This is a genomic window from Agromyces sp. NPDC055520 (genome assembly GCF_053619715.1).
The window spans coordinates 54,968-81,091 of record NZ_JBSHJY010000006.1; the positions used below are offsets into that span (position 1 = coordinate 54,968).

Annotated in this window: 24 protein-coding genes; 13 read left to right on the forward strand and 11 right to left on the reverse strand. The window is 71.4% G+C overall.

Annotated elements, in window-relative coordinates; all coding sequences use genetic code 11:
• Window positions 1-32: 32 nt before the first annotated feature.
• The 5 genes from ACWGST_RS04935 to ACWGST_RS04955 all read right to left on the reverse strand — a co-directional run bounded on the left by ACWGST_RS04935 (window position 33) and on the right by ACWGST_RS04955 (window position 5,198).
• Window positions 33-1,211: a winged helix DNA-binding domain-containing protein gene (locus ACWGST_RS04935; RefSeq protein WP_452045535.1), complete on the reverse strand. Its 1,179-nt coding sequence runs from the start codon at window positions 1,209-1,211 to the stop codon at window positions 33-35.
• A 2-nt stretch (window positions 1,212-1,213) separates the two neighbouring features.
• Window positions 1,214-2,044, reverse strand: coding sequence for an ABC transporter permease (locus ACWGST_RS04940; protein ID WP_452045536.1), 831 nt, complete (start codon window positions 2,042-2,044; stop codon window positions 1,214-1,216).
• Complete coding sequence (locus ACWGST_RS04945) at window positions 2,041-2,940, reverse strand: ABC transporter ATP-binding protein (RefSeq protein WP_452045537.1); 900 nt, start codon at window positions 2,938-2,940, stop codon at window positions 2,041-2,043. Before ACWGST_RS04945 ends, ACWGST_RS04940 begins: the two co-directional genes overlap by 4 nt.
• A gap of 196 nt (window positions 2,941-3,136) precedes the next feature.
• Entirely contained in the window at window positions 3,137-3,910 is a 774-nt protein-coding gene (locus ACWGST_RS04950) for an isocitrate lyase/PEP mutase family protein (RefSeq protein ID WP_452045538.1), read from the reverse strand.
• A 70-nt stretch (window positions 3,911-3,980) separates the two neighbouring features.
• Window positions 3,981-5,198, reverse strand: a complete 1,218-nt coding sequence (locus tag ACWGST_RS04955) for a cysteine desulfurase-like protein (RefSeq protein ID WP_452045539.1) — start codon at window positions 5,196-5,198, stop codon at window positions 3,981-3,983.
• Between the two features lie 107 nt (window positions 5,199-5,305).
• On the opposite strand from ACWGST_RS04955, the gene ACWGST_RS04960 reads away from it, so the two are divergent.
• The 4 genes from ACWGST_RS04960 to ACWGST_RS04975 are packed head-to-tail and all read left to right on the forward strand — an operon-like array spanning window position 5,306 to window position 9,987.
• On the forward strand, window positions 5,306-6,016 hold the full coding sequence (locus ACWGST_RS04960) for a hypothetical protein (protein ID WP_452045540.1): 711 nt from the start codon (window positions 5,306-5,308) through the stop codon (window positions 6,014-6,016).
• 49 nt (window positions 6,017-6,065) lie between these two features.
• Window positions 6,066-7,895: a sensor histidine kinase gene (locus ACWGST_RS04965; RefSeq protein ID WP_452045541.1), complete on the forward strand. Its 1,830-nt coding sequence runs from the start codon at window positions 6,066-6,068 to the stop codon at window positions 7,893-7,895.
• Entirely contained in the window at window positions 7,892-8,518 is a 627-nt protein-coding gene (locus tag ACWGST_RS04970) for a response regulator transcription factor (protein ID WP_452045542.1), read from the forward strand. Before ACWGST_RS04965 ends, ACWGST_RS04970 begins: the two co-directional genes overlap by 4 nt.
• Before the next feature lie 35 nt (window positions 8,519-8,553).
• Window positions 8,554-9,987: an LssY C-terminal domain-containing protein gene (locus ACWGST_RS04975; protein ID WP_452045543.1), complete on the forward strand. Its 1,434-nt coding sequence runs from the start codon at window positions 8,554-8,556 to the stop codon at window positions 9,985-9,987.
• Here ACWGST_RS04975 and ACWGST_RS04980 read toward each other — a convergent pair.
• A complete protein-coding gene (locus ACWGST_RS04980; RefSeq protein ID WP_452045544.1) occupies window positions 9,935-10,903 on the reverse strand; it encodes an SIS domain-containing protein in 969 nt (322 codons plus the stop codon). The two genes, ACWGST_RS04975 and ACWGST_RS04980, sit on opposite strands and share 53 nt — an antisense overlap.
• Complete coding sequence (locus ACWGST_RS04985; protein WP_452045545.1) at window positions 10,867-12,039, reverse strand: hypothetical protein; 1,173 nt, start codon at window positions 12,037-12,039, stop codon at window positions 10,867-10,869. The genes ACWGST_RS04980 and ACWGST_RS04985 overlap by 37 nt, the downstream gene beginning before the upstream one ends.
• 120 nt (window positions 12,040-12,159) lie before the next feature.
• On the opposite strand from ACWGST_RS04985, the gene ACWGST_RS04990 reads away from it, so the two are divergent.
• Genes ACWGST_RS04990 through ACWGST_RS05005 form a run of 4 tightly spaced genes read left to right on the forward strand, consistent with a single transcriptional unit; the run spans window position 12,160 to window position 16,231 of the window.
• Entirely contained in the window at window positions 12,160-13,263 is a 1,104-nt protein-coding gene (locus tag ACWGST_RS04990; protein ID WP_452045546.1) for a polyamine ABC transporter substrate-binding protein, read from the forward strand.
• 4 nt (window positions 13,264-13,267) lie between these two features.
• The gene (locus ACWGST_RS04995; RefSeq protein WP_452045547.1) at window positions 13,268-14,164 is read left to right on the forward strand and encodes an ABC transporter permease; all 897 of its coding nucleotides are present in this window, start codon (window positions 13,268-13,270) and stop codon (window positions 14,162-14,164) included.
• On the forward strand, window positions 14,157-15,017 hold the full coding sequence (locus ACWGST_RS05000) for an ABC transporter permease (protein ID WP_452045548.1): 861 nt from the start codon (window positions 14,157-14,159) through the stop codon (window positions 15,015-15,017). The genes ACWGST_RS04995 and ACWGST_RS05000 overlap by 8 nt, the downstream gene beginning before the upstream one ends.
• On the forward strand, window positions 15,014-16,231 hold the full coding sequence (locus ACWGST_RS05005; RefSeq protein ID WP_452045549.1) for an ABC transporter ATP-binding protein: 1,218 nt from the start codon (window positions 15,014-15,016) through the stop codon (window positions 16,229-16,231). Before ACWGST_RS05000 ends, ACWGST_RS05005 begins: the two co-directional genes overlap by 4 nt.
• Here the strand turns inward: ACWGST_RS05005 and ACWGST_RS05010 are convergent.
• Window positions 16,213-16,821 carry a TetR/AcrR family transcriptional regulator gene (locus ACWGST_RS05010; protein ID WP_452045550.1) on the reverse strand — a complete coding sequence of 203 codons (609 nt, stop codon included), beginning with the start codon at window positions 16,819-16,821 and terminating at the stop codon, window positions 16,213-16,215. The genes ACWGST_RS05005 and ACWGST_RS05010 overlap by 19 nt on opposite strands.
• Window positions 16,822-16,942: 121 nt before the next feature.
• On the opposite strand from ACWGST_RS05010, the gene ACWGST_RS05015 reads away from it, so the two are divergent.
• The 3 genes from ACWGST_RS05015 to ACWGST_RS05025 are packed head-to-tail and all read left to right on the forward strand — an operon-like array spanning window position 16,943 to window position 21,135.
• The gene (locus ACWGST_RS05015; RefSeq protein ID WP_452045551.1) at window positions 16,943-18,256 is read left to right on the forward strand and encodes a nucleotide disphospho-sugar-binding domain-containing protein; all 1,314 of its coding nucleotides are present in this window, start codon (window positions 16,943-16,945) and stop codon (window positions 18,254-18,256) included.
• Window positions 18,253-19,671 carry an NAD(P)/FAD-dependent oxidoreductase gene (locus ACWGST_RS05020; protein WP_452045552.1) on the forward strand — a complete coding sequence of 473 codons (1,419 nt, stop codon included), beginning with the start codon at window positions 18,253-18,255 and terminating at the stop codon, window positions 19,669-19,671. The genes ACWGST_RS05015 and ACWGST_RS05020 overlap by 4 nt, the downstream gene beginning before the upstream one ends.
• A 9-nt stretch (window positions 19,672-19,680) precedes the next feature.
• A complete protein-coding gene (locus tag ACWGST_RS05025; protein ID WP_452045553.1) occupies window positions 19,681-21,135 on the forward strand; it encodes an aminobutyraldehyde dehydrogenase in 1,455 nt (484 codons plus the stop codon).
• Between the two features lie 92 nt (window positions 21,136-21,227).
• On the opposite strand, the gene ACWGST_RS05030 is transcribed toward ACWGST_RS05025, so the two are convergent.
• Window positions 21,228-22,487 (reverse strand): FAD-dependent monooxygenase, encoded by a 1,260-nt coding sequence (locus ACWGST_RS05030; RefSeq protein WP_452045554.1) that lies wholly within the window; start codon window positions 22,485-22,487, stop codon window positions 21,228-21,230.
• Window positions 22,488-22,592: 105 nt separating this feature from the next.
• On the opposite strand from ACWGST_RS05030, the gene ACWGST_RS05035 reads away from it, so the two are divergent.
• Window positions 22,593-23,189, forward strand: coding sequence for a TetR/AcrR family transcriptional regulator (locus tag ACWGST_RS05035; protein ID WP_452045555.1), 597 nt, complete (start codon window positions 22,593-22,595; stop codon window positions 23,187-23,189).
• 27 nt (window positions 23,190-23,216) lie between these two features.
• Here ACWGST_RS05035 and trhO read toward each other — a convergent pair whose 3' ends face one another.
• Together trhO and ACWGST_RS05045 are read right to left on the reverse strand one after the other, a co-directional pair.
• Complete coding sequence (gene trhO / locus ACWGST_RS05040; RefSeq protein ID WP_452045556.1) at window positions 23,217-24,122, reverse strand: oxygen-dependent tRNA uridine(34) hydroxylase TrhO; 906 nt, start codon at window positions 24,120-24,122, stop codon at window positions 23,217-23,219.
• 170 nt (window positions 24,123-24,292) lie between these two features.
• Window positions 24,293-24,931 carry a LysE family translocator gene (locus ACWGST_RS05045; RefSeq protein WP_452045557.1) on the reverse strand — a complete coding sequence of 213 codons (639 nt, stop codon included), beginning with the start codon at window positions 24,929-24,931 and terminating at the stop codon, window positions 24,293-24,295.
• 30 nt (window positions 24,932-24,961) lie between these two features.
• On the opposite strand from ACWGST_RS05045, the gene ACWGST_RS05050 reads away from it, so the two are divergent.
• Window positions 24,962-26,119, forward strand: a complete 1,158-nt coding sequence (locus tag ACWGST_RS05050) for an enoyl-CoA hydratase/isomerase family protein (RefSeq protein WP_452045558.1) — start codon at window positions 24,962-24,964, stop codon at window positions 26,117-26,119.
• The last annotated feature ends 5 nt before the right edge of the window (window positions 26,120-26,124 follow it).

A 26,124-nucleotide genomic window follows, 5' to 3' on the forward strand; every position in this document is an offset into this window, starting at 1 on the left:
GCGTGTCGCGCGAATCCCCTGAACGAGCAACGTCACGAGGGGGGTGGCGGGTCGCGGTCGACGGTGACGGGCGTGCCGAGAAAGCGTTCGAGGTCGGCGACGGATGCCGCGAGCGCACGCTCCTCGCGAGGCGACGGCGCTCGCCAGGGCACGAGCTTGACGACCGCGTTCCGCGTCGAGGTGACGGGTGCCCAGCGGCCCGCCATCACCCCGTCGATCATGAGCGCGTGCAGCGGGAACTCGGCTCGCACGGGGTCGCTGCGCCCCGGCGGCTGCAGGAACGTGCGGGGCACGGCGTAGCCCATGATGTACTCGTCGTACGCCTGCAGCAGGTCGACCGTGCCGGTCGGCGGGCGCGGGGCGTCGAGCGCCGCCCCGGTCTTCTGGGGGTCGTGCCAGTGCGTCGCGCCGTCGACCTCGAGCGTCTCGACGCTGCCGCTGCCACTGCCACTGCCACTGCCGCTGCCACTGCTGCTGCCGCCGCCGTCGGGTTCGTCGCCCGCGACCACGGCCGCGAACGCCAGCCGGGTGTCGCCGAGGGTGAAGCCCGACCACGCTGCGAAGTCGCGGTCGGTCACCGGCCCGCGTGAGCGGATGAATCGTGCCGCGAGTTCGACGAGCGCCGCCTCACGTGGTTTCGGGGTCGACGCGGGCACGCGCTCGTCGAAGGCCGCGTAGCTGCGCTGCCTGCCGACATTCGCGCCGCTGATCGCCACTCGTTCGAGCTCGGCGAGCATGAGCACATAGGTGAAGCCGAGCCCGGTCGACGGCTGCCCCGCCGCGGCGAGGGCTGCCGCGAGCTCGGCGCGAGTGCGATGGCCGACCGCGAGCGAGGCAGCGACGACGTCGAGTGCGCGCGCCGCGTCAGCCCCGTCGACGCCCGTGCGGCGGTAGTACGTCGCGTTCGCGCGGTGCACGCGCTCGGCCGAGAGCTCCAGCAGCCACCGGGCGTCGGCCGGGTCGACGAAGTGCCAGGTCGGGCGCAGCACGTGCGTGCGCAGGATCTCACCGCGATCGAGCGCAGCGGAGACCTCGGCGAGCGAGGGTCGCTCGGGGCCGGACACTCGCATGGCGAGCCCCCATTGGGCTGGCGTGAACTCCTGCGACTGCACGGCGACGAATCCGCGCACCACGTCTGCCGCCGAGGTGGCACGCGCCTCGCTCAGCCCCTGCACGTGCAGGCGCACACGACGGAGGTCGGCGAGGTCCACCCCTACGACACGTCCCGTCGCCAGGTCGTCGCACCGCCGATCACGGTCGCGACGACCGCGATGCCGAGCAGCACGAGCCCGCCCTGCCACCACTCGAGCGTCTCGGTCGAGCCGAGCGACGCCAGGTTGTAGAACGACGCCCCGACGAGCGCGTCGCTCGCGGCTCCCGGCAGGAACCGGCCGATCGAGGCCGTGACGTCGCTGAGCGAGGCCACGACCCGCAAGATCGGTTCGACGAACTGGGTGAACGCGATGACGATGACGATCGCGGCCACCTGGTTGACGACGAGCACGCCGAGCCCGACGCCGATCGCGCCCCAGAGGGCCATGGCGAGCACGCCGCGGCCGACGAGTGCCCAGGTGTCGCTCGAGTCGAGGCCGGTGTCGAGACCGAAGCCGGCGAGGGCCGCCGCCCCCGCCCCGACCGAGACGGCGAAGGCGATGACGCCGAGACCCGCGCCTACGACGAGCTGCGAGACGAACTTGGCGCTCAGCACGACCGTGCGGTGCGGCTCGGCGAGGAACGTCGGCGTGAGCGTCTTGTGCCGGAACTCGCCGGTGACGGCGAGCGCGCCGAGCAGCACCGGGAACACGTAGCCGACCGACGAGGCGAAGCTGTAGAGCAGCGGCGCCAGCTCGGTTCCGGGCGGCACGGTGGTCGTACCGCCGGCGGATGCCGCGGCATCCGGATTCTCGACGGCCCACCCCAGGAACGCGCCGAACCCGCCCGCCATGAGCGCGACGTAGGCGGCGAGCAGGATGGCGAGGAGCCACCACATGCGCGTGGTGAAGACCTTCTGGAACTCGGAGCCGATCGCGCGCACGAGATTCACGACTCGTCACCGCCGCCGACGAGCGAGAGGAACGACTCTTCGAGACCCGATTTCAGGCGGTGCAGGGCCGCGAGTTCGACGCCGCCGACGAACGCGGCGTGGCCGACCCTGGCGGGGTCGGGCTCGGTCACGATGAAGCCGCTGCGGCCCTCGGTGTATTCGAGGCCGGCCGCGTCGAGCGCAGCGGCGAGGGCCGGCCGGTCGGGGGAGTCGGCGATCGTGCGGGGCGCCGAGTCGAGTTCGAGGCTCGCGAGGGTGCCGCTCTTCATGAGCCGGCCCTTCGCGATGATGACGACCTCGTCGACGCTCTGCTGCACCTCGCTGAGCAGGTGCGACGAGACGAGCACGGTGCGGCCCTCGCGGGCGAGGCTCTGCAGAAAGCCGCGGATCCACTTGATGCCCTCGGGGTCGAGGCCGTTGATCGGCTCGTCGAGCACGAAGACGCCGGGGTCGCCGAGCAGGGTGTACGCCAGCGCGAGCCGTTGCCGCATGCCGAGCGAGTAGCCGCCTGCGCGGCGGTCGGCGTACTCGGCGATGCCGACCTGCTCGAGCACGGTCTGCACGCGCGCGGTCGGCAGCCCGACGGCCCTCGCGTACACCTTGAGGTGATTGCGCGCCGTGCGACCGGGGTGGAAGTTCGCGTCGAGCGCGGCACCCACCGTCTCGAGCGGCCGCGGCAGCTCCGCGTACGGCGTGCCGCCGAAGGTCGCGGTGCCGGCGCTCGCACGTTGCAGCCCGAGCAGTACCCGCAGGGTCGTGGTCTTTCCGGCGCCGTTCGGACCGAGAAACCCGGTGACCCTGCCCGGTTGCACGGTGAAGCTCAAGTCATCGACCGCGGTCACCGGGCCGAAGTGCTTGCTGAGCCCCGAGATCTCGATAGGAATGCCGCTCGCCATGCGCTCTCCTCACGTGGGGGCGAGCCCGGTCGCGCAGGTCGCACCCCCGCACGACCCGGGCAGCCAGGCCGCCTCACTTCACCCTAGCGAGCCGGCGCGGCCGGATGCGGCTGTGACGCGGCGCATTCGCAGATTCGGGCGGCGCCGCCGACGACCCGACGACGCCCGTGTCGGCACCGCCGATGGCAGGTCGCCGTCAGTTGAGTGGGCGGATGCCCTCGGGCAGCACGCCGCCGTCGTAGAGGCTCACCGCGAGGTCTTGCAGGGCGCCGAGGGCGACGCGCTGCGTCGTGGGTCCGTACGAGACGCGGGCGACGCCGAGCTCTTGCAGCCGGGCGGGCGCGGGCACGCCGGGCAGGCCGATGAGCGTCACCTTCTGGTCGCCGATGCCGGCCACGAGCTGCGCGACGACCTCGTCGCCGAACATGCCGGGCACGAACACGCTCGTCGCGCCGGCGTCGAGGTAGGCGCGGCCGCGCTCGATCGCATCGGCGATGTTGACCTCGAGGGGGCGCTCGCGACCACGGAGGAACGCATCGGTTCGCGCGTTCAGGGCGAACGGCACGCCCTCGGCCTCGGCGGCGGCGACCGCGGCGGCGACGGCTGCGATCGAGTCGGCGAGCGGCTTCAACTGGTCTTCGAGGTTCGCTCCGGCGATGCCCTCGCCGATCGCGCGGCGGATGGTGTCTCCGGCGTCGCCGTAGCCCGCCTCGAGGTCGGCGCTCACGGGCACGTCGACGGCGCGCGCGATGCGCCCGCACATGTCGAGCATGAGTTCGACGGGGATCTGCTCGCCGTCGGGGTAGCCGAAGGTCGCGGCGATCGAGTGGCTCGCGGTGGCGATGGCGCGGGTCTGCGGCAGGGCGGCGATCGCGGTGGCGCTCACGACATCCCAGACGTTCACCACCTGGAGGAGTTCGGGGTCGGTGTGCAGGCGGCGGAGTTCGGCGGCGGTCTCGGCGAGGGTCATGCTGCCAGCGTATGTCGACCCACGGACGCGAGCACGACCGATGGCGATGGCGACGTGACGCCGCCCCCACTCAGCCGAGCGCGGCGGCGAGCCCGTCGAGCAGCCGTTCGACGTCGTCCGCGTCGTTGTAGGGCGCGAGTCCGACGCGGAGCCCGCCGGCGTCGCCGAGCCCGAGGCGCCGAGAGGCCTCGAGCGCGTAGAAGTTGCTGCTCGGAGCGAGCACCTGCCGTTCGGCGAGGCGCATGGTGATGTCGGATGCCTCGTGGCCCGAGAACGTCATGAGCAGCGTGGGTGTGCGGCGCGACGCGCGCGACCACACCGTGACCCCTGGCAGCTCGGCGAGTCCGGCCTCGACGCGAGCGTGCAGCGTCTCTTCGTGTTCGTGCAGCGCCGCATACGAGCGGGCGAGTCGCGAGCGGCGAGAGCCCGCGACATCCACCGCCCCTGACATGCCCGCCAGACCCGCCAACGCGTCGACCGCCGCGGTGCCGCCCGCGAGCAACTCGTAGGGCAGGGTGCCGAACTCGAATCGCTCGGGCACGACGTTCGTCGAGGGCGCGAGCTTGTCGGGCTGCAGGGTCTCGAGCAGTTCGGGCGCGGCCGCGAGCACGCCGAAGTGCGGTCCGAGGAACTTGTACGGCGAGCACGTGAAGAAGTCGGCCCCGAGGGCCGCCACGTCGGGCAGTTCGTGCGCCGTGTAGTGCACGCCGTCGACGTAGACGAGGGCGCCGGCGGCGTGCGCGGCAGCGGCGATCGCGGGGACGTCGGGCTTGGTGCCGATGAGGTTCGAGGCAGCGGTGACGGCGACGAGCCGGGTGCGATCCGAGAGCACGGCGGCGATCGCCCCGACCGGCAGTTCGCCCGTGGCCGGGTCGAAGTCCGCCCAGCGCACGACGGCGCCGACGCGCTCGGCGGCCTGCACCCACGGCCGCACATTGGAGTCGTGATCGAGCCGGGTCACGACGACCTCATCGCCGGGCGCCCACTGCTTCGAGAGGTGCCGCGAGAAGTCGTAGGCGAGCTGGGTGGCGCTGCGGCCCTGCACGATGCCGCGCGGGTGGCCGTTCACGAGATCGGCCATCGCGAGCCGGAACCCGTGCACCGCCGCCTCGGCGCGCTCTTCGGAGACCCCGACCGTTCCGCGGTTCGACAGCGGGCCGGTGAGAGTGGATGCCACGGCGTCGCCCACCGATCGCGGGGTCTGCGTGCCGCCGGGGCCGTCGAACTGCGCCCACCCGCTCTCGAGCGACGGGAACTCGGAACGGATGCGCGAGACGTCGTAGGACATGCAGGTGAGGATAGCCGCAGATTCGTGAGTGGGGTTCCCTGCCATCCCGGGACATCGATCGAGGAGGCTGCGTGCATCGCACCACATGATCCGGAAGGAACACGCTCATGACCCGCATCGACCGGAGCGCCGCGGCGCTCGACGCATCACCGGCATCGGAAACGAGACGCCGGCTCCTCCGCACCGCGGGGTTCGGCGGCATTGGCGCCGCGATCGCATGGTTCCTGCAGCCCGTGCTGGTCTCGATCGCGTCGGCCGACCTCGTCGACGGCGTCGACGCCGCGTTCGTGGCATCGCACCCCTTCAACGGCGTTGCCGAGGCGGCGATCTTCGTGGCGGTGGGCGTGGGCCTGCTGTACTTCGTCACGGCCGTCGGCCGCCTCGCCCGGCTGTCGGACTTCCCGATCTCGACGACCGCCGTCGTGTCGCACCTCCTCGGCATCATGGCCGCACTCGCCTGGCTGCTCGTCGCGGGCCTCAGCGTCGCGCCGTACACCTCGGTCGGCGCCTACCTCGGCGAACTCGCTCCCGACCGTGCGACGCAACTCGGCCTCTATCAGCTGCTGAGCGTCGTGCTCGCGAGCGCGATCATGCTCTTCGTGGTCGGCTTCGCGTGGTGGCTGATCGCGCTGGCGACCATCGGCCGACGACGCGGGGTGATCGGCTGGCCGCTCTCGATCGCGGCGACCGTGGCCTCGGTCGTCATGGCCGCGCAGCTGCTCGTGCCGTTCGCACCGCCGTGGGGCACGCTCGCGGGCCTCGGGTTCACGCTCACCGCCGGCATCGTCTTCCTTGTGAAGGCGCGGCACACAGCCTGAGTTCGACTGCTGGTGCTGCGGGCACCCGGGATGCGAGGATCGGAGCACCATGGACGGCAGCGCGTTCCTCGTGGCCACCCGGGCGACCGTCGTTGCGGTCGCCGGTGCGCTCGTGGTGCTCCTCGCCATCCGTGCGGTGCGGGCGCCGGCAGGGGCCAGGGCGCTCTTTCCCACCGCAGCGCTCGTCGTGATGCTGGTCTCGATCGCGGTGAGCCTGCTGCTCGGCGACGCACGGTTCGCGCAGCTCTGGTTCGCCGCCTTCCCGGTGCTGCTCGCCACCTACCCCGACGGGCGCTTCGTGCCCCGGTGGATCGTCTGGCCGGTGGCGGCGGGCGCCCTCTGGTACCTCGCCGAGGTCGTCAGCGGGCATCGGCTGTCGGCACAGCCGTGGTGGTGGATCGTGCCGGTCGGCGAGCTGCTGATCGTGGGCGCGCAGGTGTACCGCTACCTTCGGCGCTCGACAACGGCTGAGCGCGAGTCGGTGCGGTGGGCCCTGCTCGGCACCGTGCTGGGCGTCGAGCTCTACCTCGTGCTCGCGATCGCGGGCGCGGTCGGCGGGGGAGGTGCGGTCGGCGAGGGCGGTGCGGTCAACGAGGGCCTCGCGAACCTCGCGGTCGTGCCGATACTGCTCGGCCCCGCCGTCGGCCTGCTGCGGCCGAGACTGTGGAACGTGGATGCCGCGTTCCGCTCGCTGCTCGTTGCCACACTCGCCGCCCCCGTACTCGCCGCCGCCTACTGGGCGGCCTCGGGCATCGCGTCGCTCGGGGGAGCGGGCACCTCGGCAGCGGGCTGGTGGGGCGCCGCCGCCGTCACCGTGCTCGCGGTGCCCGTCATCGGCGGCGCGGCGCGGCTCGCCACCCGCATCGTCTACCGCGGCCGGACCGATGCCGCGCTCGCCGTGGCCCGGCTCGCTGAGCGACTCGACAACCGCTCAGACCAGGAGGCGGTCGCGGTCGTCATCGTGAGAAGCGTCGTCGACGCCTTGTTCCTCGACGGCGCCGCCCTGCACGGCGAGGTGTTCGCCGCACACGTCGGCGAGCTGCCGCACGTCGGCGAGCAACCCGATCCCGGCGTCGAACGGTTCCCGATCGTCTTCCACGGAGAAGAGCTCGGGGTGCTGTCGGTGCCGCCACGGCCGGGCGAGTCGTCGCTCACCGCCCTCGACCGCGAGGTCGTCGGCCGCATCGCGCTGCATTCTGCGCCGGCGTTGCACGGGGCGCGGGCGCTCGCCGAGCTCGGCGAGGCGCACACCCGGCTGCTGCTCGCTCGAGAGGAAGAGCGCAAGCGTTTGCGCCGAGACCTGCACGACGACCTGTCGCCGACGCTGTCGGGGCTGAGCCTCGGTGCGGCGGCGCTTGCGAAGCGCGCGGCCTCGATCGACGCCGAGCTCTCGCGTCAGGCGGCAGAACTGCATGAGGACATCCAGGCCGCGGTTGTGCAGTCCCGTGAGATCGCCTACGGACTGCGGCCCCCGATCCTCGACGATCGCGGGCTCGTCGCGGCCATCCGCGACCGCGTCCACGGGCAGAGCGCCGACGCGCTCGCCGTCGAGGTGATCGCGCCCGAGGGTGCGCTCGGCCTGCCGGCCGCGGTCGATCTCGCGGCGCTCCGCATCGTGCAGGAGGCGGTCGCGAACGTGCGGCGGCACGCGCAGGCGGGCACGTGCCGCATCACCCTCGAGCGCCGCGGCGACGAACTGCACGTGCAGGTCGACGATGACGGCATCGGGATGCCGCGGCGGGCCGCAGGCGGCCTCGGTCTCGCATCGATCAGGGAGCGCGCGCTCGAACTCGGCGGTACCGCCCGATTCGGCAACACCCCGAGCGGCGGTGCGCGTGTCTCCGTACGCCTGCCTGTGCCGAGTTGGGTGGCGGCGTGAATCGCATCGTCGTGGTCGACGACCACCCGATCTTCCGCAAGGGGCTCGTCGCCCTGCTGCGAGCGAGCGGCCTTGAGGTCGTGGGCGAGGCGTCGAGCGGCACAGAGGCGATCGACGTCGTGCTCGATACCCGCCCCGAGCTCGTGCTGATGGATCTCGGCTTGCCCGAACTCGGCGGCGTCGAGGCGACCGAGCGCATCGTCGCCGAGCTGCCGGGGGTGCGGGTCGTCGTGATCACCCTCTACGACGACGAGCAGTCGGTGCGGGCTGCGCTGCAGGCTGGCGCCTCGGGCTACGTCGTGAAGCAGGCGCCGCCTGAGCAGATCATTGCCGCGATCGACGCCGCGCTCGCCGGCGCCCTGTGGATCGGCGCGGGCGTGCCGCGCCCCGGTTTCGGCGGCGCAGCCTCCGACTCGGGCGCGGCGCTCGGGCTGACCCCGCGCGAGGCGGCCATTGCCGAACTCATGAGTCGCGGCCTCGCGAACCCGGTGATCGCCGAGCGCCTGAACCTCTCGACGAAGACGGTGGCGAATTACGTCTCGCTGATCCTCGTCAAGCTTGGCGCCGACGACCGGCAGGCCGCGTCCCGCATCGTGCGGGCGAACCGCGACGCTCCGGAATGAACGCGGTGCGCGCCGGCCGCGGATAGCATGCAGGGATGGGGCAGGCGGGGGCCGAGGCATCCGGTGACCTGACCGACGGAACGGCGATCGGCGGGGCGCCCGCTTCCGACGCGCGCCGTCGCAGGGTCTCGTTCACCGCGCTGCTCGACGGCTTCTTCTTCGTCTATGCGGGGATCGCGGCGGTCTGGCTCGCGTGGCTCGTGTTCACCGAGTCGTTCTCGTTCGGCTGGTTCGGCATCGCCTTCTTCGTGGTGTTCTGGCTCGTGCTCGCCTACCTCGTGCTGCCGCGACTGCACCGCATCCTCACGCGCATCTACGTGCCCGACTACTTCATCGGGCGCGCCCGAACGAGCGACGGACTGCTCGGCGACCCCGTGAACCTCGCCTTCGACGGCGAGGAGGCCTCGGTGCACGCGGCGATGACCCAGGCAGGATGGACCCGCGCCGACGATGTGACCGGCAGGTCGAGCTGGCGCATCATCACCTCGACGATCACTCGCAAGAGCTACGACGAAGCGCCGGTCAGCCCGCTGTTCCTCTTCAGCCGCCAGCAGGACTTCGCGTATCAGCAGGAGGTCGAGGGCAACCCCGCCAAGCGCCACCACGTGCGCTTCTGGCGCACGCCCGACGGCTGGTTGCTGCCGGGCGGGCGCCGGGTCGACTGGCTCGCGGCCGGCACCTTCGACCGCGCCGTCGGCTTCTCGCTGTTCACCCTGCAGATCACGCACAAGATCGACGCCGACACCGACGTCGAGCGCGACCACATCGTCGATTCCGTGCTCGCAGCGAACCCAACGGCCCGGGTCGACGTGCTCGCCGACTTCTCGACGGGCTACCACTCGCGCAACGGCGGCGGCGACACGATCAGCACCGACGGCGACCTGCCGGTCGTCGACACCGGCGCGGCTGCACTCCTGAGTCCGGCCCAGGCGGCCGAGGCGGCCGCGTCGGCAGCAACGGCGGCGGATGTCGCGGCCGCCCGCCGCCCGGTGGCGACGGTGTTCGGGGCGGTGCTCGTGGTGCTGCGCGTCATCGCCGGTGTGGTCTGGCTCATCTCGCTCGCCATGCAGTGGCGGCAGGTGCTGGTCGACGACCTCGGCGTGCCGCTCGACTCCGATCGCCAGGCCGACGCCGCGTCGAACGCGCTGCTCGCGATCGTGCTCGTCGCAGGCGGCGTCGTGCTCGCGGTCGAACTCGTCTTCGCCCTGCTCGTCTACCGCGGCAGCAACTGGGCGCGCGTGACGGTGATGGTCTTCGCGACGATCAGCATCACGTGGTCGGCGGTCGACTTCCTCGGCGGCGGCGAGATCACGCTGCGCACGACGCTCATCACGGTCGCGCTCGACATCCTCGTGCTGCTCGCGCTCTCGAGCCGCGCCGCCCGCTCATACGCGCGCCGGCGACGGAGCCCGCGCCTCAGGCCCGCAGCCAGTGGTCGGCGACGAGCTCGCCCACGAGCACCTCGGTGAGCGCCGCGATCTCGTCGTGCTCGTCGCCGGGGAACCGCAGGGTGAGCTCGGCGCCGGGCAGCTCGCGGCCGATCGCGGCGAAGCGCGAGCCGCGCTGCGCCATCCAGTCGAGGGCCTGGGCATCCCATACCGAGCCGGCGAACACGAGCGCCCGATAGTCCTGCGTCTTCGTGAGGTACACGTCGACGTGCGACCAATCGCCCGTCTCGGACGCGTAGGCGGCGCGGCGCGGCACCTCGCGCATCATGAGCGCCGACTGCTGCGCGCTCGACGCGCGCTCGGCGGGCGCGAGCGCCCACGTGCCCATCGGCGCGGCGAGCAGCTCGGCGAGCGGCGGCAGCCAGTCGGCGGCCGTCTCGAGCAGCATCCGGCTCGCGACCGATGCGGCCCGCACCGATGCCGCGTCGAACCGCGCGTCGGGCGCGGTGCCGAGAAGCTCGGCGAGTACGGCGTCGACCACGGGGAACGTCGCGCGGAACGTGCGGCAGGCCACGCCCGACGCCTCGACCCCCGCGAGCAGGGGCACGACGACGTCGGCGACCTCGCCGAGGGCCGACTCCGGCCGGTTCGTGACGGCCACGAGCCGGCCGGCGCCGCGATAGCGCTCGACGGCGCGCAGCACCTCGACGCTGCCCCCGGTGGCCGAGACGGCGACGACCGCGAGATCCGGCGCGGCGGGCGGCAGCAGCTCGGCGCTCGCGAGCTCGACGACGACGTTCGCCCCCACCGCGCGGTAGCGCCGGGCGACCACGTCGGCGGCGTAGCGGCTCGAACCCATGCCGAGCACCAGCACGCGCGACGCGCCGAGCGTCGGCAACCGGTCGAGGCCGGGAAGGCCGGCGTCGAGGGCGTCGGCCAGGGCGTCGAGCGTCTCGGGGATCAGCTCGAGGTCGGCTCGAAAGGCGGCGGTGTCCACGGTTCCTCCGGGTGTTCGTTCGTCGATGGGTGTCGGTGCGTGATCGCGGCATCCGGCGCGTAGATCCAGGCGGGCAGAAAGCGGTCGGCGTAGCGCAGTTCGGCGACGAGCTGCTCGGCCTCGAAGCCCGGCAGCAGTGCCTCGTCGAGCAGCTCGGGGTTCGGCACGTGCTCGCGGTACGCGTCGAGGAACGCGCGCCGCGCCCGGTCGGCCCACGCGAAGGCGCGGGCGTCGCCGCGCTGCAGCCGCTTCTGCACGACGGCGGCGACGAGGTCGAACGACACGAGCATGTGGGCGATGTCGCGTGCCGCGACATCCGGTGCCTCGCGTTCGTCGGCGGCCAGCTGCGGATCGCCGTCGAAGTCGATGACCGTGTAGCGAGCGCCGCCGTCGGGGCCGGGGGAGCGCAGCACCTGACCGACGTGCAGGTCGCCGTGGATCGGGAACTCGAGGCCGGGGGCGGCCGTGCCGAGCGAGCGGATGTCGCGGGCCAACGATTCGTGGCGATTGCGGAGCCGCACCCCGGCGTCGCCCTGCGCGAGGCGCAACGCCGATCGCAGGGCGGTCGAGGCGCGGTCGGCCCTGGCCGCCGGGGTCTCTGCATCGGCGCGACCGGCGCCCGCGCCGAGCACGCCGTGGATGCGGGCGATGCGCTCGCCGAGCAGTGCCGGCCACTCGGGTTCGGGCCCGCCGTCGAGCGCGGCGACGACGTCGTCGACGGCCCAGGTCCAGCCGTCGACCGCACCCGGCAGGTACTCGGTCACGATCGCGAGGGTCGAGGTGCCGAGCGAGGGGTGGCGCCACTCGACGCGCCCCACGAAGCGGTCGACGTCGTCGGAGCCGGCCGCCGCGAGCCGCTCGAGCAGTGCGGCCGCCCGGTCGGCGGCGCGCCATCGGCCGACGAGCTTGACGATGAGCCGGTCGCCGAGGATCACCGAGGTGTTCGTCTGGTCGACGGTGATCGCCCGCTCCGGGGCATCCGTCGCCACCGTCTCGTCGACGAGCCGCGCGAGCGACCGCGCGATGCCGTCGCCGGCGGCCGGCCGATCGCCGTCGACGAGCACCCGGCCGTCGGGGTCGACGGCGAGCACATGGTCGCCGACGACGATGCGCTCGCCCTGCAAGATCGAGTTCATTGAATTCGGATTGTAACTATTCGGCAACCGTCACTCCAGTCCTTTCCATGAACCATTGCGGTTTCTTGATGTCTGGTGCAACAATCGCTCAACCTTTCCCGACTGCCATGGAGGTACCACATGACCACGACGCGACGAATCGTGGCGGCTGCGGCCGGCACGATCGCCCTCGCCTTCGCCGTCTCATCCTGCTCCTCCGGCGGTGGTGGCGCAGCAGAGACGCTCGATCCGAACGCCGACCTCAGCGAGCAGACGCTCACCGTCTCGATCTGGGCCGACTACTCGCCCGAAGACCTCGCCGAGAAGTTCGAGGCCGAGACCGGCGTGAAGACCACGATCGTCAACCACACGACCAACGAAGACATCGTGGCCAAGCTCACCGCGAGCGCCGACTCGGGCATCGACGTCGCCTTCGTCTCGGGGCAGTACGCCCAGGCGCTCGGCGAGCAGGGTCTGCTGGCCGAGCTCGACAAGTCGCTCATCCCGAATGAGGAGAACCTCTACCCCGAGGCGCTCGAGCTCGCCTACGACCCGGGCAACGTCTACTCCGAGCCATACGCGTGGGGCACGACGGGCCTCTGCTACCGCCCCGACCTCACGGGCTACGACCCCACCTCGTGGAACGACCTGCTCAACCCGAAGCCCGAACTCGTCGGCAAGACCACCATGCTCTCGACCGACCGCTGGCTCGCCGAGCCCGCGCTGAAGGCCGCCGGCGAGTCGATCAACACGACCGACGACGACGCACTCGCCGCCGCGAAAGAGCAGCTGCTGAAGACCAAGTCGACGCTGCTCGCCTACGACGACACGACCTTCTACTCGAAGCTCGTCTCGGGCGAGGCCGCGATGGTGCAGGCATGGGACGGCTGGTGCAACTACGGCATCGCCGAAGACCCGTCGATCAAGTTCGTCGTGCCCGAAGAGGGCTCAGACCTCTGGACCGACACCATGACGGTGCTCGAGTCGTCGAAGAATAAAGAGGCGGCGATGGCCTTCATCAATTACATCCTCGACCCCGAGGTGCAGACCTGGGTGGCCGAGAACATCCTCTACAAGGTGCCGAACAAGGCTGCGATGGATGCGCTCGACCCCGCGCTCATCGAGGCGTACCCGACCCTCGGCATCACGGTCGACGAGCTCATGGAGCAGGAGGGCATCATCGACCTCGGCGAAGACACCCTGAAGTACGTCGACCTGAACGCCGAAGTGCTCGCCACGAACTAGCACCGTGACCTCGACGCACCACAGGCCCGCCCCCGCCGCACGCAAGGTGCGGCGGGGGCTGGCGCCCGTTCCCTTCCTCGCGCCGGGCCTGATCTACCTGATCCTGTTCATGGCGCTGCCGGTGGGCCTGCTCGCCTTCTACACCTTCTTCAAGCGCGGCCGCTTCGGCGGCATCGTGTTCGAGTTCACGCTCGACAACTGGGTGAAGCTGCTCGAGCCGCTCTACGTCGGCGTCATCCTGCAGTCGATCGTGCTCGCCGGCGTCGTGACCCTGCTCGCCCTCGCCATCGGCTACCCGATGGCGTACGCGATCGCGGGGCTCTCGCCGAAGTGGCGCACCGTCGCGCTCGTGGCCGTGGTGCTGCCGTTCTGGACGAACTTCCTGATCCGCACCTACGCGTGGATCCTGTTGCTGAACAACGCCGGCTGGGTGAACCAGTGGCTGCAGGGCCTCGGCATCACGGATGCCCCGATCAGCATGCTGTACACGCCGCAGGCGATCGTCGTGGGGCTGCTGTACATGTACCTGCCGCTCATGGTGCTGCCGCTCTACGCCTCGCTGCAGCAGCTCGACCCCTCGCTCCGCGAGGCGGCCACGAACCTCGGCGCCACGCCCTGGCGGGCGTTCCGCACTATCACCCTGCCGCTCTCGATCCCGGGCGCGCTGACGGGCTGCATCTTCGTGTTCGTGCCCGCGATGTCGAACTTCGTGATCCCCGAGCTCATCGGCGGCGGCAAGACGATCATGGTCGGCAACCTCGTGCGCGACCAGTTCTTCGAGGCCCGCGACTGGCCCTTCGGCGCGACGCTCGCCCTGCTGCTCACGATCCTGCTCGTCATCGTCATCGTCGTGCAGACCGCGGTCTCGCGCCGCCTGACGGAAGGACCGCGCCGTGGTTGACCGTAGTGCGGTCGACACCGCCGCGAACCCCTCGACGACCGCGATGCGGGAGATCGAGCCCGACGCCCGCCCGCGCGCGATCCGCAAGCCGCGAGGCATCCTCGTGCCCCTCTGGCTCGGCTACGTGTTCCTGTACGTGCCGATCCTCATCGTCGTGATCATGAGCTTCAACGCCTCCGAGAACCTCTTCGTCTGGAAGGGATTCTCGCTGCGCTGGTACCCCGAGCTCTTCGCCGACGAGAAGATCATGCAGGGCCTCGGCAACACGCTCATCGTCGCGACGGGCGCCACCGCGATCGCGACCGTGCTCGGCACACTGCTCGCCTACGGCATCCAGCACTACACGCGCGGCGGGCTCATCAGGGCGTTCGCGATCGCCCCGGCGATCCTGCCCGACCTGCTGCTCGGCATCGGCCTGCTCACGCTGTTCTCGCTCGCGAGCGTGACGCTCGGGCTGCACTCGGTGATCCTCGCGCACGGCGTCTTCGCGACGGCGTTCGTGACGGCGATCGTGCTCGCCCGCATGGCGAACCTCGACCCGAGCCTCGAAGAGGCCTCGCGCGACCTCGGGGCCGGGGCGGTGCGCACCTTCATGCGGGTGACGCTGCCGCAGCTCGCACCGGGCATCGTCGCCGGCGCGCTGCTCGCCTTCACCCTCTCGATCGACGAGTTCGTGATCGCGTTCTTCACGACGGCGCCGACGCAGCCCACCCTGCCGATCGTCATCTACTCGATGGTGCGGTTCGGCGTGACCCCCGAGGTCAACGCCCTCGCCACCCTCCTCCTCTTCATGAGCGTCGTGACGGTGATCGCGGCGCAACGACTGACCCGACTGACAGGATCCACACGATGAGCTCCGCCCCCCTGCTCCGCGTCGACGGCGTTCGCGCCGTGTACGGCGACACCGTCGCGCTGCACGGCGTCTCGCTCGACATCGCCCACAACGAGTTCTTCGCCCTGCTCGGCCCGTCGGGATGCGGCAAGACCACGCTGCTGCGCGCGATCGCCGGCTTCGAGACGCCCGCAGAGGGCCGCATCGAGGTCGACGGCGAAGACCTGCTGCGCCTGCCCCCGCACAAGCGGCCGGTCAACATGATGTTCCAGAGCTACGCCCTCTTCCCGCACATGAGCGTCGCGAAGAACGTCGCCTACGGCCTCGAGGCCGACGGCCTCGGCGCGGCCGAGGTGCGCTCGCGGGTCGCCGAGGTGATGGACGTCGTCGGCCTCGGCCCGCTCGCCAAGCGTCGCCCCACCCAGCTCTCGGGCGGCCAGCGCCAGCGCGTCGCGCTCGCCCGCGCCATCGTGAAGCGGCCGAAGCTGCTGCTGCTCGACGAGCCGCTCTCGGCGCTCGACCGCCAGGTTCGCGCCTCGATGCAGCTCGAGCTCAAGCGCCTGCAGCACGAGGTCGGCCTCACCTTCGTCGTCGTGACGCACGACCAGGAAGAAGCGATGTCGATGGCCGATCGCATCGCGGTGCTGCGCGACGGGCGCCTCGAGCAGCTCGCCTCGCCGCAAGAGCTCTATGCACACCCCGCCTCGCGCTTCGTGGCGTCGTTCATCGGCACGGCGAACCTGCTCGACGGCACGGCGACTGCCGGGGGCGTCGAGGTGCCGGGCTTCGGCGACGTCGCCGCTTCGCACTCGCTCTCGGCCGGGGTGCCGGCGTCGGCGGTCGTGCGACCCGAAGACGTCGAACTGACGACGGATGCGGCGACCGGCCTGTCGGGCACGGTGGTCGACACCTACTTCCTCGGCGGCTCGACGACGATCTCGGTCGAGGTGCCCGGCCACGCCGACCCGCTGCTCGCGACCGTGCACGGGGCGACCCGGCTCGAGCGCGGCGAGCGTGTCGGCGTGCGGTTCGGGCGGGCCACCGCGGTCGCGCGGGATTCGAGTGCCGGCGCCGGCGATGGCGGTGCAGCCGCCGCTGCGGGCGAGGCCTCAGCCGCCGCAGGCTCGAGCGCAGGCTCGGATGCTGCCGCAGGCGCGGGCCCCGCGACATCCGGCACCGCAGCGTCGACCGCCTCGGAGCCCGGGGCCGCGTCGCCTCAGGATGTGAGTGCGTGACCCGTCGCGAGCCGTGCGTACGCGAGCAGCAGCTCGCGCGCCGCGGCGTGGTCGAGCGACGGGTGCTTCGCGATGATGCGGTAGCCGTAGGCGTCTTCGAGGGCGACCAGGTTGCGAGCGATCACGAGCGAGGGCTGAGCGAGGACGAAGTCGCCGCGGGCGGCGCCCTGCTCGAGCACGACCTGGTACATGCCGACCTGGCGGTCGTAGAGGGTCGTGAGCAGCGCCGCCATGACCGGGTTGCGGCCGGCCGAGCCGCCGAGCTCGCAGAGCAGTCGCACCTCGGTGTCGCCGGATCCGCTCGGCAGACCCCAGTCGAGCAGGGCCGTGAGGCGCAGCACGGGGTCGTCGTCGAGGGCCTCGAGCATGCGCACGCGCTCTTCGTAGAACCGCTCCATGCCGGCACGGTTGGCCTCGAACATGAGCTCGTCGATGTCGGGGTAGTAGTAGAGCACGGCGCCCGAGGTGAGGCCGGCCTCTTCGGCGACGCGGTTGAGTCGCGCGCCGTCGGGTCCGTGCGTTGCGATGGCGCGCTGCGCCGCGGCCACCAGTTGGCTCCGCCGTTCCTCCTGGCGCTTCGGCCTGGCCATCGTCGTCCCTTCAGATCAGACACATTGTCTGCATCGTTGGTCAATATTAGGCCGAATCGACTTGAAAACACACGGGTTTCACGGCAAGAATTCTCTCTATCCACCTGCAAGGAATTGTCGAATGGAGTCACCGTTGACTGAAGAGCGCCGCACGTTCCTGTTCATGCCCGAGAGCGCCTACGGGCCCACGAACAACTGCATCGGCATCGGCAACGAGCTGCTGAAGCGCGGTCACCGAGTGGTCTTCGCCGCCGAGCGCTCGTGGGAGGGCAAGCTCACCGCCCTCGGCTTCGAGGAGGACCTCGTCGACCTCGCCCCGGCCCCCGAGGTGGAGGTCGAGCAAGACGCCGGGCAGTTCTGGAAGGACTACATCCAAGAGATCTCGCCCGAGTTCCAGAAGACCACAGCCGAGCAGCTCGAGACCGTCGTGCTGCCGATCTGGGAGGCGCTCGTCGACGGGGCGAAGTACTGCGAGCCGCAGCTGAAGGCGATCATCGAGCGCGTGCAGCCCGACGTCATCATCGAAGACAACGTGCTGACCTTCCCGGCTCTCGAGACCGCGGGCCGCCCGTTCGTGCGCATCGTCTCGTGCAACCCGCTCGAGGTGCCCGGCGACGACGTCGCGCCGGCCTTCTCGGGACTCGCCGACGACGATCGGGCCGGCTGGGCGGCGTTCCGCGCCGAGTACGACCGCACGCACCGCACGCTCTGGCGGGCCTACGATGCGTGGGTGCAAGAGCAGGGCGGCGCGCCGCTGCCCGATCTCGAGTTCATCCACCACGGCGACGCCAACGTCTACGTGTACCCCGAGGCCCTCGACTACGACGCCGAGCGGCCCCTGCCCGAGGGCTGGCACCGGGTCGACTCCTCGGTGCGCGAGACCGAGACCGAGGTGCCCGAGCTGCCCGCCGCCTTCACCGACGGCTCGCGCCCGCTCGTCTACTTCAGCCTCGGCTCGCTCGGCTCGGCCGACGTCGAGCTCATGCGTCGGGTCATCGCCGCGCTCGCCGACGCGCCCGTGAACGTCATCGTCTCGAAGGGGCCGCTGCACGACGAGTTCGAGCTCGCCGACAACATGTGGGGGGCCGAGTTCCTGCCGCAGACGAAGCTCTTGCCCCTCGCCGACCTCGTGATCACCCACGGCGGCAACAACACGACCACCGAGGCCCTGCACTTCGGCAAGCCCATGATCGTGCTGCCGCTCTTCTGGGACCAGTACGACAACGCCCAGCGCGTGCACGAGAAGGGCTTCGGCCTGCGCCTCGACCCCTACCGCTTCACGCCCGACGAGCTGCGGGGTGCCGTGCAGACGCTGCTCGCCGACACTGCGCTGCGCGAGCGCATCGCTGCCGTCGGCGCCGACATCCGCTCACGCAACGGCCTCGCGAGCGCCGCCGACGTGATCGAGCGCGTCGCGGTCTCGGAGCGCGTGTGAGCAAGGTGCTACAGGCGCAGGATGCCGCGGCGCTCGCCCTGGAGGGCGCCGCGCCCACCCCGTACTGGATGGACCGGGCCGACGCCCCCGGCCTCGGTGCGCCGCTCATCGACCGGGTCGAAGCCGACCTCGTCGTCGTCGGCGCGGGCTTCACGGGGCTGTGGACGGCGTGGCGGGCGCTCGAGCGCGAGCCCGAGGCATCCGTCGTCGTGCTCGAAGCCGACCGCGTCGCGCACGGCGCGACCGGTCGCAACGGCGGCTTCGTCGCGAGCTCGCTGACGCACGGCCTCACGCACGGCACCGCGATCTGGCCCGACCAGGTCGGCGCGCTCGCCGAGGAGGGCGACAAGAACCTCGCCGAGCTCGTCGCCACGATCGAGGCCGCGGGCATCGACTGCGACCTGCGCCGTTCGGGCAAGACCACGATCGCGATCGAGGAGTGGCAGCTCGGCGGCCTGCGTGAGGCGCAGGAACTCGGCGCGCAGCACGGCGTCGAGCTCGAACTGCAGTCGCGCGATGAGCTGCAGGCCGACGTGCACTCGCCCACCTACCTCGGCGGGCTGCGCGATCGCACGGGCACCGTGCTCGTCGACCCGGCGCGGCTCGCGTGGGGGATGACCGCGGAGCTCCGGCGCCGCGGCGTGCGCATCTTCGAGGCTTCCGCAGCCACCGGCATCGAGACGAACGGCGCCGGCGTGCGCGTGCGCACCGCGCTCGGACACGTCGACGCCCGTCACGCGGTCATCGCGACGGCCGCGTACCCGTCGCCGCTGAAGCGCCTCGGCAACTACATCATGCCGCTCTACGACCACGTGCTCATGACCGAGCCGCTGACCGACACGCAGCGCGCCTCGATCGGCTGGGCCGAGGGGCAGGGCCTCACCGACGCCGGCAACCAGTTCCACTACTACCGGCCGACCGCCGACGGGCGCATCCTCTTCGGCGGATGGGACGCCGTGTACTACCGCGGCGGCAAGGTCGACGCGCGGCTCGAACAGCGCGACAGCTCGCACCAACTGCTCGCCCGGCATTTCTTCGAGACCTTCCCGCAGCTCGGCGGGCTCTCGTTCACGCACCGCTGGGCCGGCCCGATCGACTCGACCACCCGGTTCACCGCGGCCTACGGCACCGCGCGCGGCGGCCGGGTCGCGTACGCGGTCGGCCACACCGGCCTCGGCGTGGGCGCGTCGCGGTTCTCGGCGGATGTCGCGCTGGACCTGCTCGCTCGAGAGGCGACGTCTCGGCTGCGCTACGACATCGTGCGGCGTCGGCCGTTCCCGATTCCGCCCGAGCCGTTCCGCAATCCCATCATCCAGTTCACCCGGCACTCGATCCTCGCCGCCGACGCGCACGAGGGGCGGCGCAACCTCTGGCTCCGCACCCTCGACCGCTTCGGCCTCGGCTTCAACTCCTAAGGAATGACCATGACCACCGGCACCTTCATCGGCGACTACCGCGCCGGCAGCGGCGGCGACACCGTCATCACGAACCCCGCGACCGAGCAGGAGGTCGCGTCGTTCACCGCCTCGGGCGTCGCCGAGGTCGACGATGCCGCAGCGGCGGCGCGCGCCGCGCAGCCCGAGTGGGCCGCGAAGACGCCGGGGGAGCGCTCGCTCGCCCTGCTGCGCCTCGCCGACGCGCTCGAGGCCGACGCCGAGAACCTCGCCCGACTCGAGGTCGAGGACTCGGGCAAGCCGTGGACGACGGCCTTCGACGGCGAACTGCCGTTCGGCATCGACAACCTGCGCTTCTTCGCGGGTGCCGCGCGTTCGCTCGACGGCACGGGCGCCGGCACGCTCTCGAACGGGTACACCTCGATCATGACGCGCCGCCCGGTGGGCGTCGTCGCAGGCATCACGCCCTGGAACTTCCCGCTCATCATGGCGATCTGGAAGGCCGGCCCCGCGCTCGCCGCGGGCAACGCCGTGATCGTCAAGCCCGCACCGGCCACCCCGCGCACGACGCTGCGCTTCGCCGAGCTCGCGCTGCAGGCGGGGCTGCCCGCCGGTCTCTTCAACGTCGTCACGGGCGACGCCGAGGTCGGGCAGGCGCTCGTCACGCACCGCGAGGTCGACATGGTGAGCGTGACCGGCTCGACCCAGACCGGCAAGGCCGTCATGCGAGGTGCGGTCGAGGGTGTCAAGCGCGTGCACCTCGAGCTCGGCGGCAAGGCGCCCGTCATCGTGTTCAAGGATGCCGACCTCGGGGCGATGGCGCACGCCGTCGCCCTCGGTGCGACCTACAACACGGGTCAGGACTGCACCGCGGCGACCCGCGTCTACCTCGAGCGCTCGGTCTACGACGACGGCGTCGCCGCGCTTCGCGCCGCCATCTCGGCGATCGTCGCGGGCGACCCGATGGACCCCGACACCCACATCGGCCCGCTCATCTCCGCCCTGCACCGTTCGCGCGTCGAGGGCTTCGTCTCGCGCGCCGTCGCCGAGGGCGCCGAGGCGCTCGTCGGCGGGCACGCGATCGACCGCGTCGGCTCGTACTTCGCGCCCACCCTGCTCGTCGGCGCCGCCCAGTCGTCGGAGATCGTGCAGGGCGAGGTGTTCGGCCCCGTGCTCGTCGTACTCCCGTTCGACGGCGAGGCCGAGGGCATCGCGCTCGCGAACGACAGCGCCTACGGGCTCGCGTCGTCGGTGTGGACCTCGGACGTCTCACGTGCCCTGCGCGTCAGCCAGTCGCTCGACGTCGGCGTGACGTGGGTCAACGACCACCTGCCGATCGCGTCGGAGGCGCCGCACGGCGGCGTCAAGGGCTCGGGCTTCGGCAAGGACATGTCGATCGAGCCGATGCTCGACTACTCGGTCACGCGCCACCTCATGATCCGGCACGCGCCGCCGCCCGAGACGACGGGCTTCCGGCCGGCCTAGATCTCCGCTGGTCGAGTAGCGAAGCGTATCGAGACCACCGCACGGGGTCTCGATACGCTCCTTCGTCGCTACTCGACCAGCGGCGTGCTGCGCTACTCGATCGGCGCAGTGGCCGACGGGCGAGCCGCGGCCACCGCGGGGAGTGGCAGCTCATCCTGGTTCGCGGCGAACATGCGCTTCACGAGGGGGCGGGCGGGCCTCGAGAGCATGAGGCCCGTCATGGCGCGCGACATCAACGCCTCGAAGCGGTTGGCCGGCACCATGCGCCGGATGCCGCCGCCCATGAGTTTCTTGCCGGCCTCGGCGAACGGCACGATGTCGCTCGCGTACCGCTCGGCGGCGGCCGCCGGGTCGCCCGGTGTCTCGGCGATGCGGGCGGCGAGCAGGTAGGCGCCGATGATCGCGGTCGCGGTGCCCATGCCCGACATCGGCGAGCCGCATGCTGCGGCGTCGCCGATGAGCACGACCCGGCCGTTCGCAGGCTCGGCAACGTCGATGCGTGCCAGCTCGTCGAAATAGAAGTCGGATGCCGCGGGCATGGCGTCGAGCACCGTGGGAGCGTGCCATCCGGCGCCCTCGAGCGACCGACGGACGAGCGCCTCCTGCGCGGCCCGTTCGCCGCGCAGGGCGGGGTCGCGGTCGACGCGGAGCGTGATGATCGCCTTGGATGTCGACGGGTCGAAGTCGGGGCGGATGCCGAAGGTCGCCCCCGGCACGAACCGCATCGAGAACCAGCCCGGCTCGACGTCGTCGGGAGTCGGCAGCGTGAAGAACGCCATGTAGCCGCCGAGATACGTCGAGTACTCGCTCTCGGGCCCGAAGGCGAGGCGGCGGGTCGCCGAGTGCACGCCGTCGGCGCCCGCGACGAGGTCGAACCGCTCGGCGGGCGCGTGCTCGAAGACGACGTCGACGCCGTCGGAATCCTGTGTGATCGCCGTGATGCGGTCGCCATAGCGGAGGTCGAGCAGGCCTGGTGCGGCCGCGTTCGCAGCCGCGAGCCGGTCGCGCAGCACCTCGTCGAGGTCGCCGCGGGCGATCTCGATCTCGGCGACCGCACCCTTGCCGTCGAAGTCCTCCATCGACATACGGCCGAACACGCGGCCCGCGCCGTCGACGTAGGAGAGGCCGAGTTCGTGCAGCAGCCGCGCCCGGATGCCGGGCATGAGACCCATGCGTTCGGCGACCTCGCGGCTCGCCCCGCGGAGGTCGACGGCCTGGCCGCCCGGGCGGGGAGCGTCGGCCCGCTCGACGACGGTGGTGCGGATGCCGCTGCGCACGAGCTGCAGGGCGAGCGCGTGCCCGGCGATGCCGCCGCCGGAGATCAGGATGTGCGGGGTGGTGTCGGTGGTCATCGCCGTGCCCTTCTCGATTCAGACGTTCGTCTCATACGTATGTCTAACAAGAATTGAGACGCATGTCTAGTACGAATGTCTGAATCGCTCGCGTACAATCCATGCATGGGCAATCGTGAGGACCTGCTGGCGGGCGCGCGCCGGGTGATCGTCGAGCGCGGGGTCGCGAAGGCGACCGCCCGCGACATCGCGACCGAGGCGGGCGTGAGCCTCGCCGCGATCGGCTACCACTTCGGCTCGAAGGAGCAGCTCATCACCGAGGCGCTCATGGCCTCCCTCGGCGACGGCATCGGCGACGGCATGGAGGCGGTCGTCGGTGAGACGGCCGGGCTGCCGCTGCTCGACGGCTTCGCCGAGCTCTGGAACCGCATGCCCGAGGTGTTCGCGGCGAACCGAGAGACACTGCTCGCGAGCCTCGACAACACCGTGCGCGCACTGCGCGACCCCGAGGCCAGCCGGCACCTCGCAACGGCGGCGGGGGAGGGCTACCTGGGCATCGCCGAGCAGCTTCGCACGGCGCGCCCCGAACTCTCGGAGGAGCAGGTCGACGCCGTCGCGAAGCTCGACTTCGCGCTCGTGCAGAGTCTCGGCATCCTGTGGCTGCTCGCGCCCGACAGTCTGCCGAGCGGCGACGAGCTCGCCCGAGCGGTGGCCGTCATCGCGGGCGCAGAGTCGCCCGCCGGCGAGCGCACAACTCGGTGATCGCTACTCGACCACCGGGGTGCGTCGCTACTCGACCGGCGCCGCCCCGGCGTGCAGCTCGCACGTCGCGGCGCCGCACGACGCGCACAGTACGAACTCGGCGTCGCACGAGGCATCCGTGCAATTGGCGGTTCTGTTGGTGGCGCTGCCGCAGCGTGCGCAGGTGCCGATGACGGCGGCGTGGTCGCTGAAGTCGATCGAGCCGCGCTGGTCGAAGACGTAGAGCGAGCCCTGCCAGAGGCCGTCGTCGCCGAATCGCTCGCCGTAGCGCACGATGCCGCCCTCGAGCTGGTAGACCTCGCCGAAGCCGCGGCTCGTCATGAGGCTCGAGAGCACCTCGCAGCGGATGCCGCCCGTGCAATAGGTGACGACGGGGCGGCCCTTCAGCTCGTCGTACTCGCCCGAGTCGAGGAGCTCCACGAAGTCGCGGGTGGTCTCGACGTCGGGCACGACGGCGCCGGCGAACCGGCCGATAGCCGCCTCGAGGGCGTTGCGTCCGTCGAAGAAGACGACGTCGTCGCCGCGCGCGGCCACGAGTTCGTGCAGCGCCTCTGGGGAGAGCCGGGTGCCGCCGCCCTGCACGCCGGCGTCGTCGACGCTCAGCTCGCCCGGCGCCCCGAACGAGACGATTTCGCCCCGAACCTTGACGCTGAGCTTCGGGAAGTCGGCGCTCGCGCCGTGCTCGTCGAGGCCGGTGCCCGCGCTCCACTTGAAGTCGATGTGTTTGAAGGCGGGGTACTCGCGGGTCTTGCGCACGTAGCGCTTCAACGCCTTCAGCTCGCCGCCGAGCGTGCCGTTCAGGCCGTGCTCCGAGATCAGGATGCGCCCGCGCAGCCCGAGCGATTCGGCGAGGTCGCGCTGCCAGAGCCGAACGGCGTCGGGGTCGGCGAGCGGGGTGAAGACGTAGTAGAGCAGGATCTTGGCGATGGCCACCCCGAGATCTTACGGGCGCTCGCTCGGCGCTCGCTGCGAGGTCGCCGCCCCCGCGCCCCCGCGCCCCCGCGCCCACTCTCCACAGGCGCGAACGGGCACTCGTGGTCGCCTCTGTGCGGCGCGGGCGGCATCGGCTGCCCGTTCGCGACAGAGAAAGCGCGAGCGCTGGGTCAGTGGTTGCTGCCGGTCAGGGCGAGCACGCCGCCGAGCCCGATCATCATCACTCCACCGGTGGCCGCGAGGTGCTCGGCGCGCTTCGGCGACTTCACGAACCAGTCGCGGGCGCCGCCCGCGGCGAGCGCCCATGCACTGTCGCTGATGACGGCGAGCACGAAGAAGACGAGTCCGAGCTCGAGCATCTGGAGCGCCACCGACCCCGACGACAGTGACACGAATTGGGGCAGCACCGCCACGAAGAACGCGATGGTCTTCGGGTTCGTGGCGCCGACGACGAACCCTTCGCCGAGCTGCCGCCAGTGCGATCGACGTGCCACCGCGCCGGTCAGGGCAGCCGAGGCATCCTTGCGGTGACGGATCGCCTGGATTCCGAGGTAGACGAGGTAGAGCGCGCCGGCGAACTTCAGGATCGTGAACAGCACGACCGACTGTGCGATCACCGCGCCGACGCCGAGCGCGACGAGGGCGACGAGCGGCAGCAGGCCGAGGGCGTTGCCGAGCACGCTGAGCAGCCCGCCCACTCGGCCGAGCGCGAGCGCGCGGCCGACGGAGAAGAGCACGCTCGGGCCCGGGATGACGATCAGGATGATCGCGGCGGCGGTGAACGCCAGCAGGTTCTCGATGGGGACCACGAAAGGATGCTACGCGCTACGGTGGCACACGTGAGCGACCACATCTCCGCGAGCGTCGCCGACGGTGTCGGCCACGTCACGCTCGACCGTCCGCAGGCTCTGAACGCCCTGAGCTACGAGATGATCCGCGAGCTCGCGGTGATCTTCGAGGCGTGGCGCGACGACACCGAGGTCGGTGTCGTCGTGCTCGACGGCGCGGGGGAGCGCGGCTTCTGCGCGGGCGGCGACATCCGCGAGCTCTACGGCTACGCCGCGAACGACGATCACGCGGAGGCCCGGGCGTTCTTCCGCGCGGAGTACCGGCTCGACGCGACGATCGCGCGCTACCCGAAACCCGTCGTCGCCATCATGGACGGCATCACGATGGGCGGCGGCATCGGCCTCGCCGGTCACGCCGCGATCCGCGTGGTCACCGAGCGCTCGCGGGTCGCGATGCCAGAGACCCGCATCGGTTTCACTCCGGATGTCGGTGGCTCCTGGCTGCTCGCCAGGGCGCCCGGCGAACTCGGGGTGCACCTCGCCCTCAACTCCCGCACGATGGACGCGGCCGACGCGATGCACGCGGGCTTCGCCGATGCCTTCGTGCCGTCGGAGCGGCTCGGGCACCTCGTGCAGGCGCTCGCCGAGCGGGCCGACCCCGGCACTCCCGCCGAGATCGTCATGCTCTTCGACGAGACGCCCGGCCCCTCGACGCTCGCGCTCGCCCGCGACTGGGTCGACGCCTGCTACTCGGCGCCGACCGTCGGCGAGATCATCACGCGGCTGCGGGCCTTCCCCCACCGCGGGTCGGGTGGCGAGCACACCTCCCGGTGGTCGGGTGGCGAGCACACCTCCCGGTGGTCGAGTAGCGAGCGCAGCGAGCGTATCGAGACCGCATCCGCCTACGCCGCTGCCGCCGCCGACGAGCTCGAGACGCTCTCGCCGACCGCGCTCACCGTCACCCTCGAATCCGTGCGCCGCGCCCGCACCCTGCCGAGCCTCGAGGCCGCCCTCGAGCAGGAGTTCCGTCTCGTGTCGTGGTTCATCGAGCAGCACGACCTGCGCGAGGGCATCCGTGCCCAGGTCATCGACAAAGACCGCAACCCGCGCTGGAACCCGTCGACGCTCGCCGAGGTCGATCCCACGCTCGCGGCGCGTGTGCTCGACGAGGCCCGCTTCGAGCCCGTCTGGCCCGCCGACCGGCGGTAACCGGT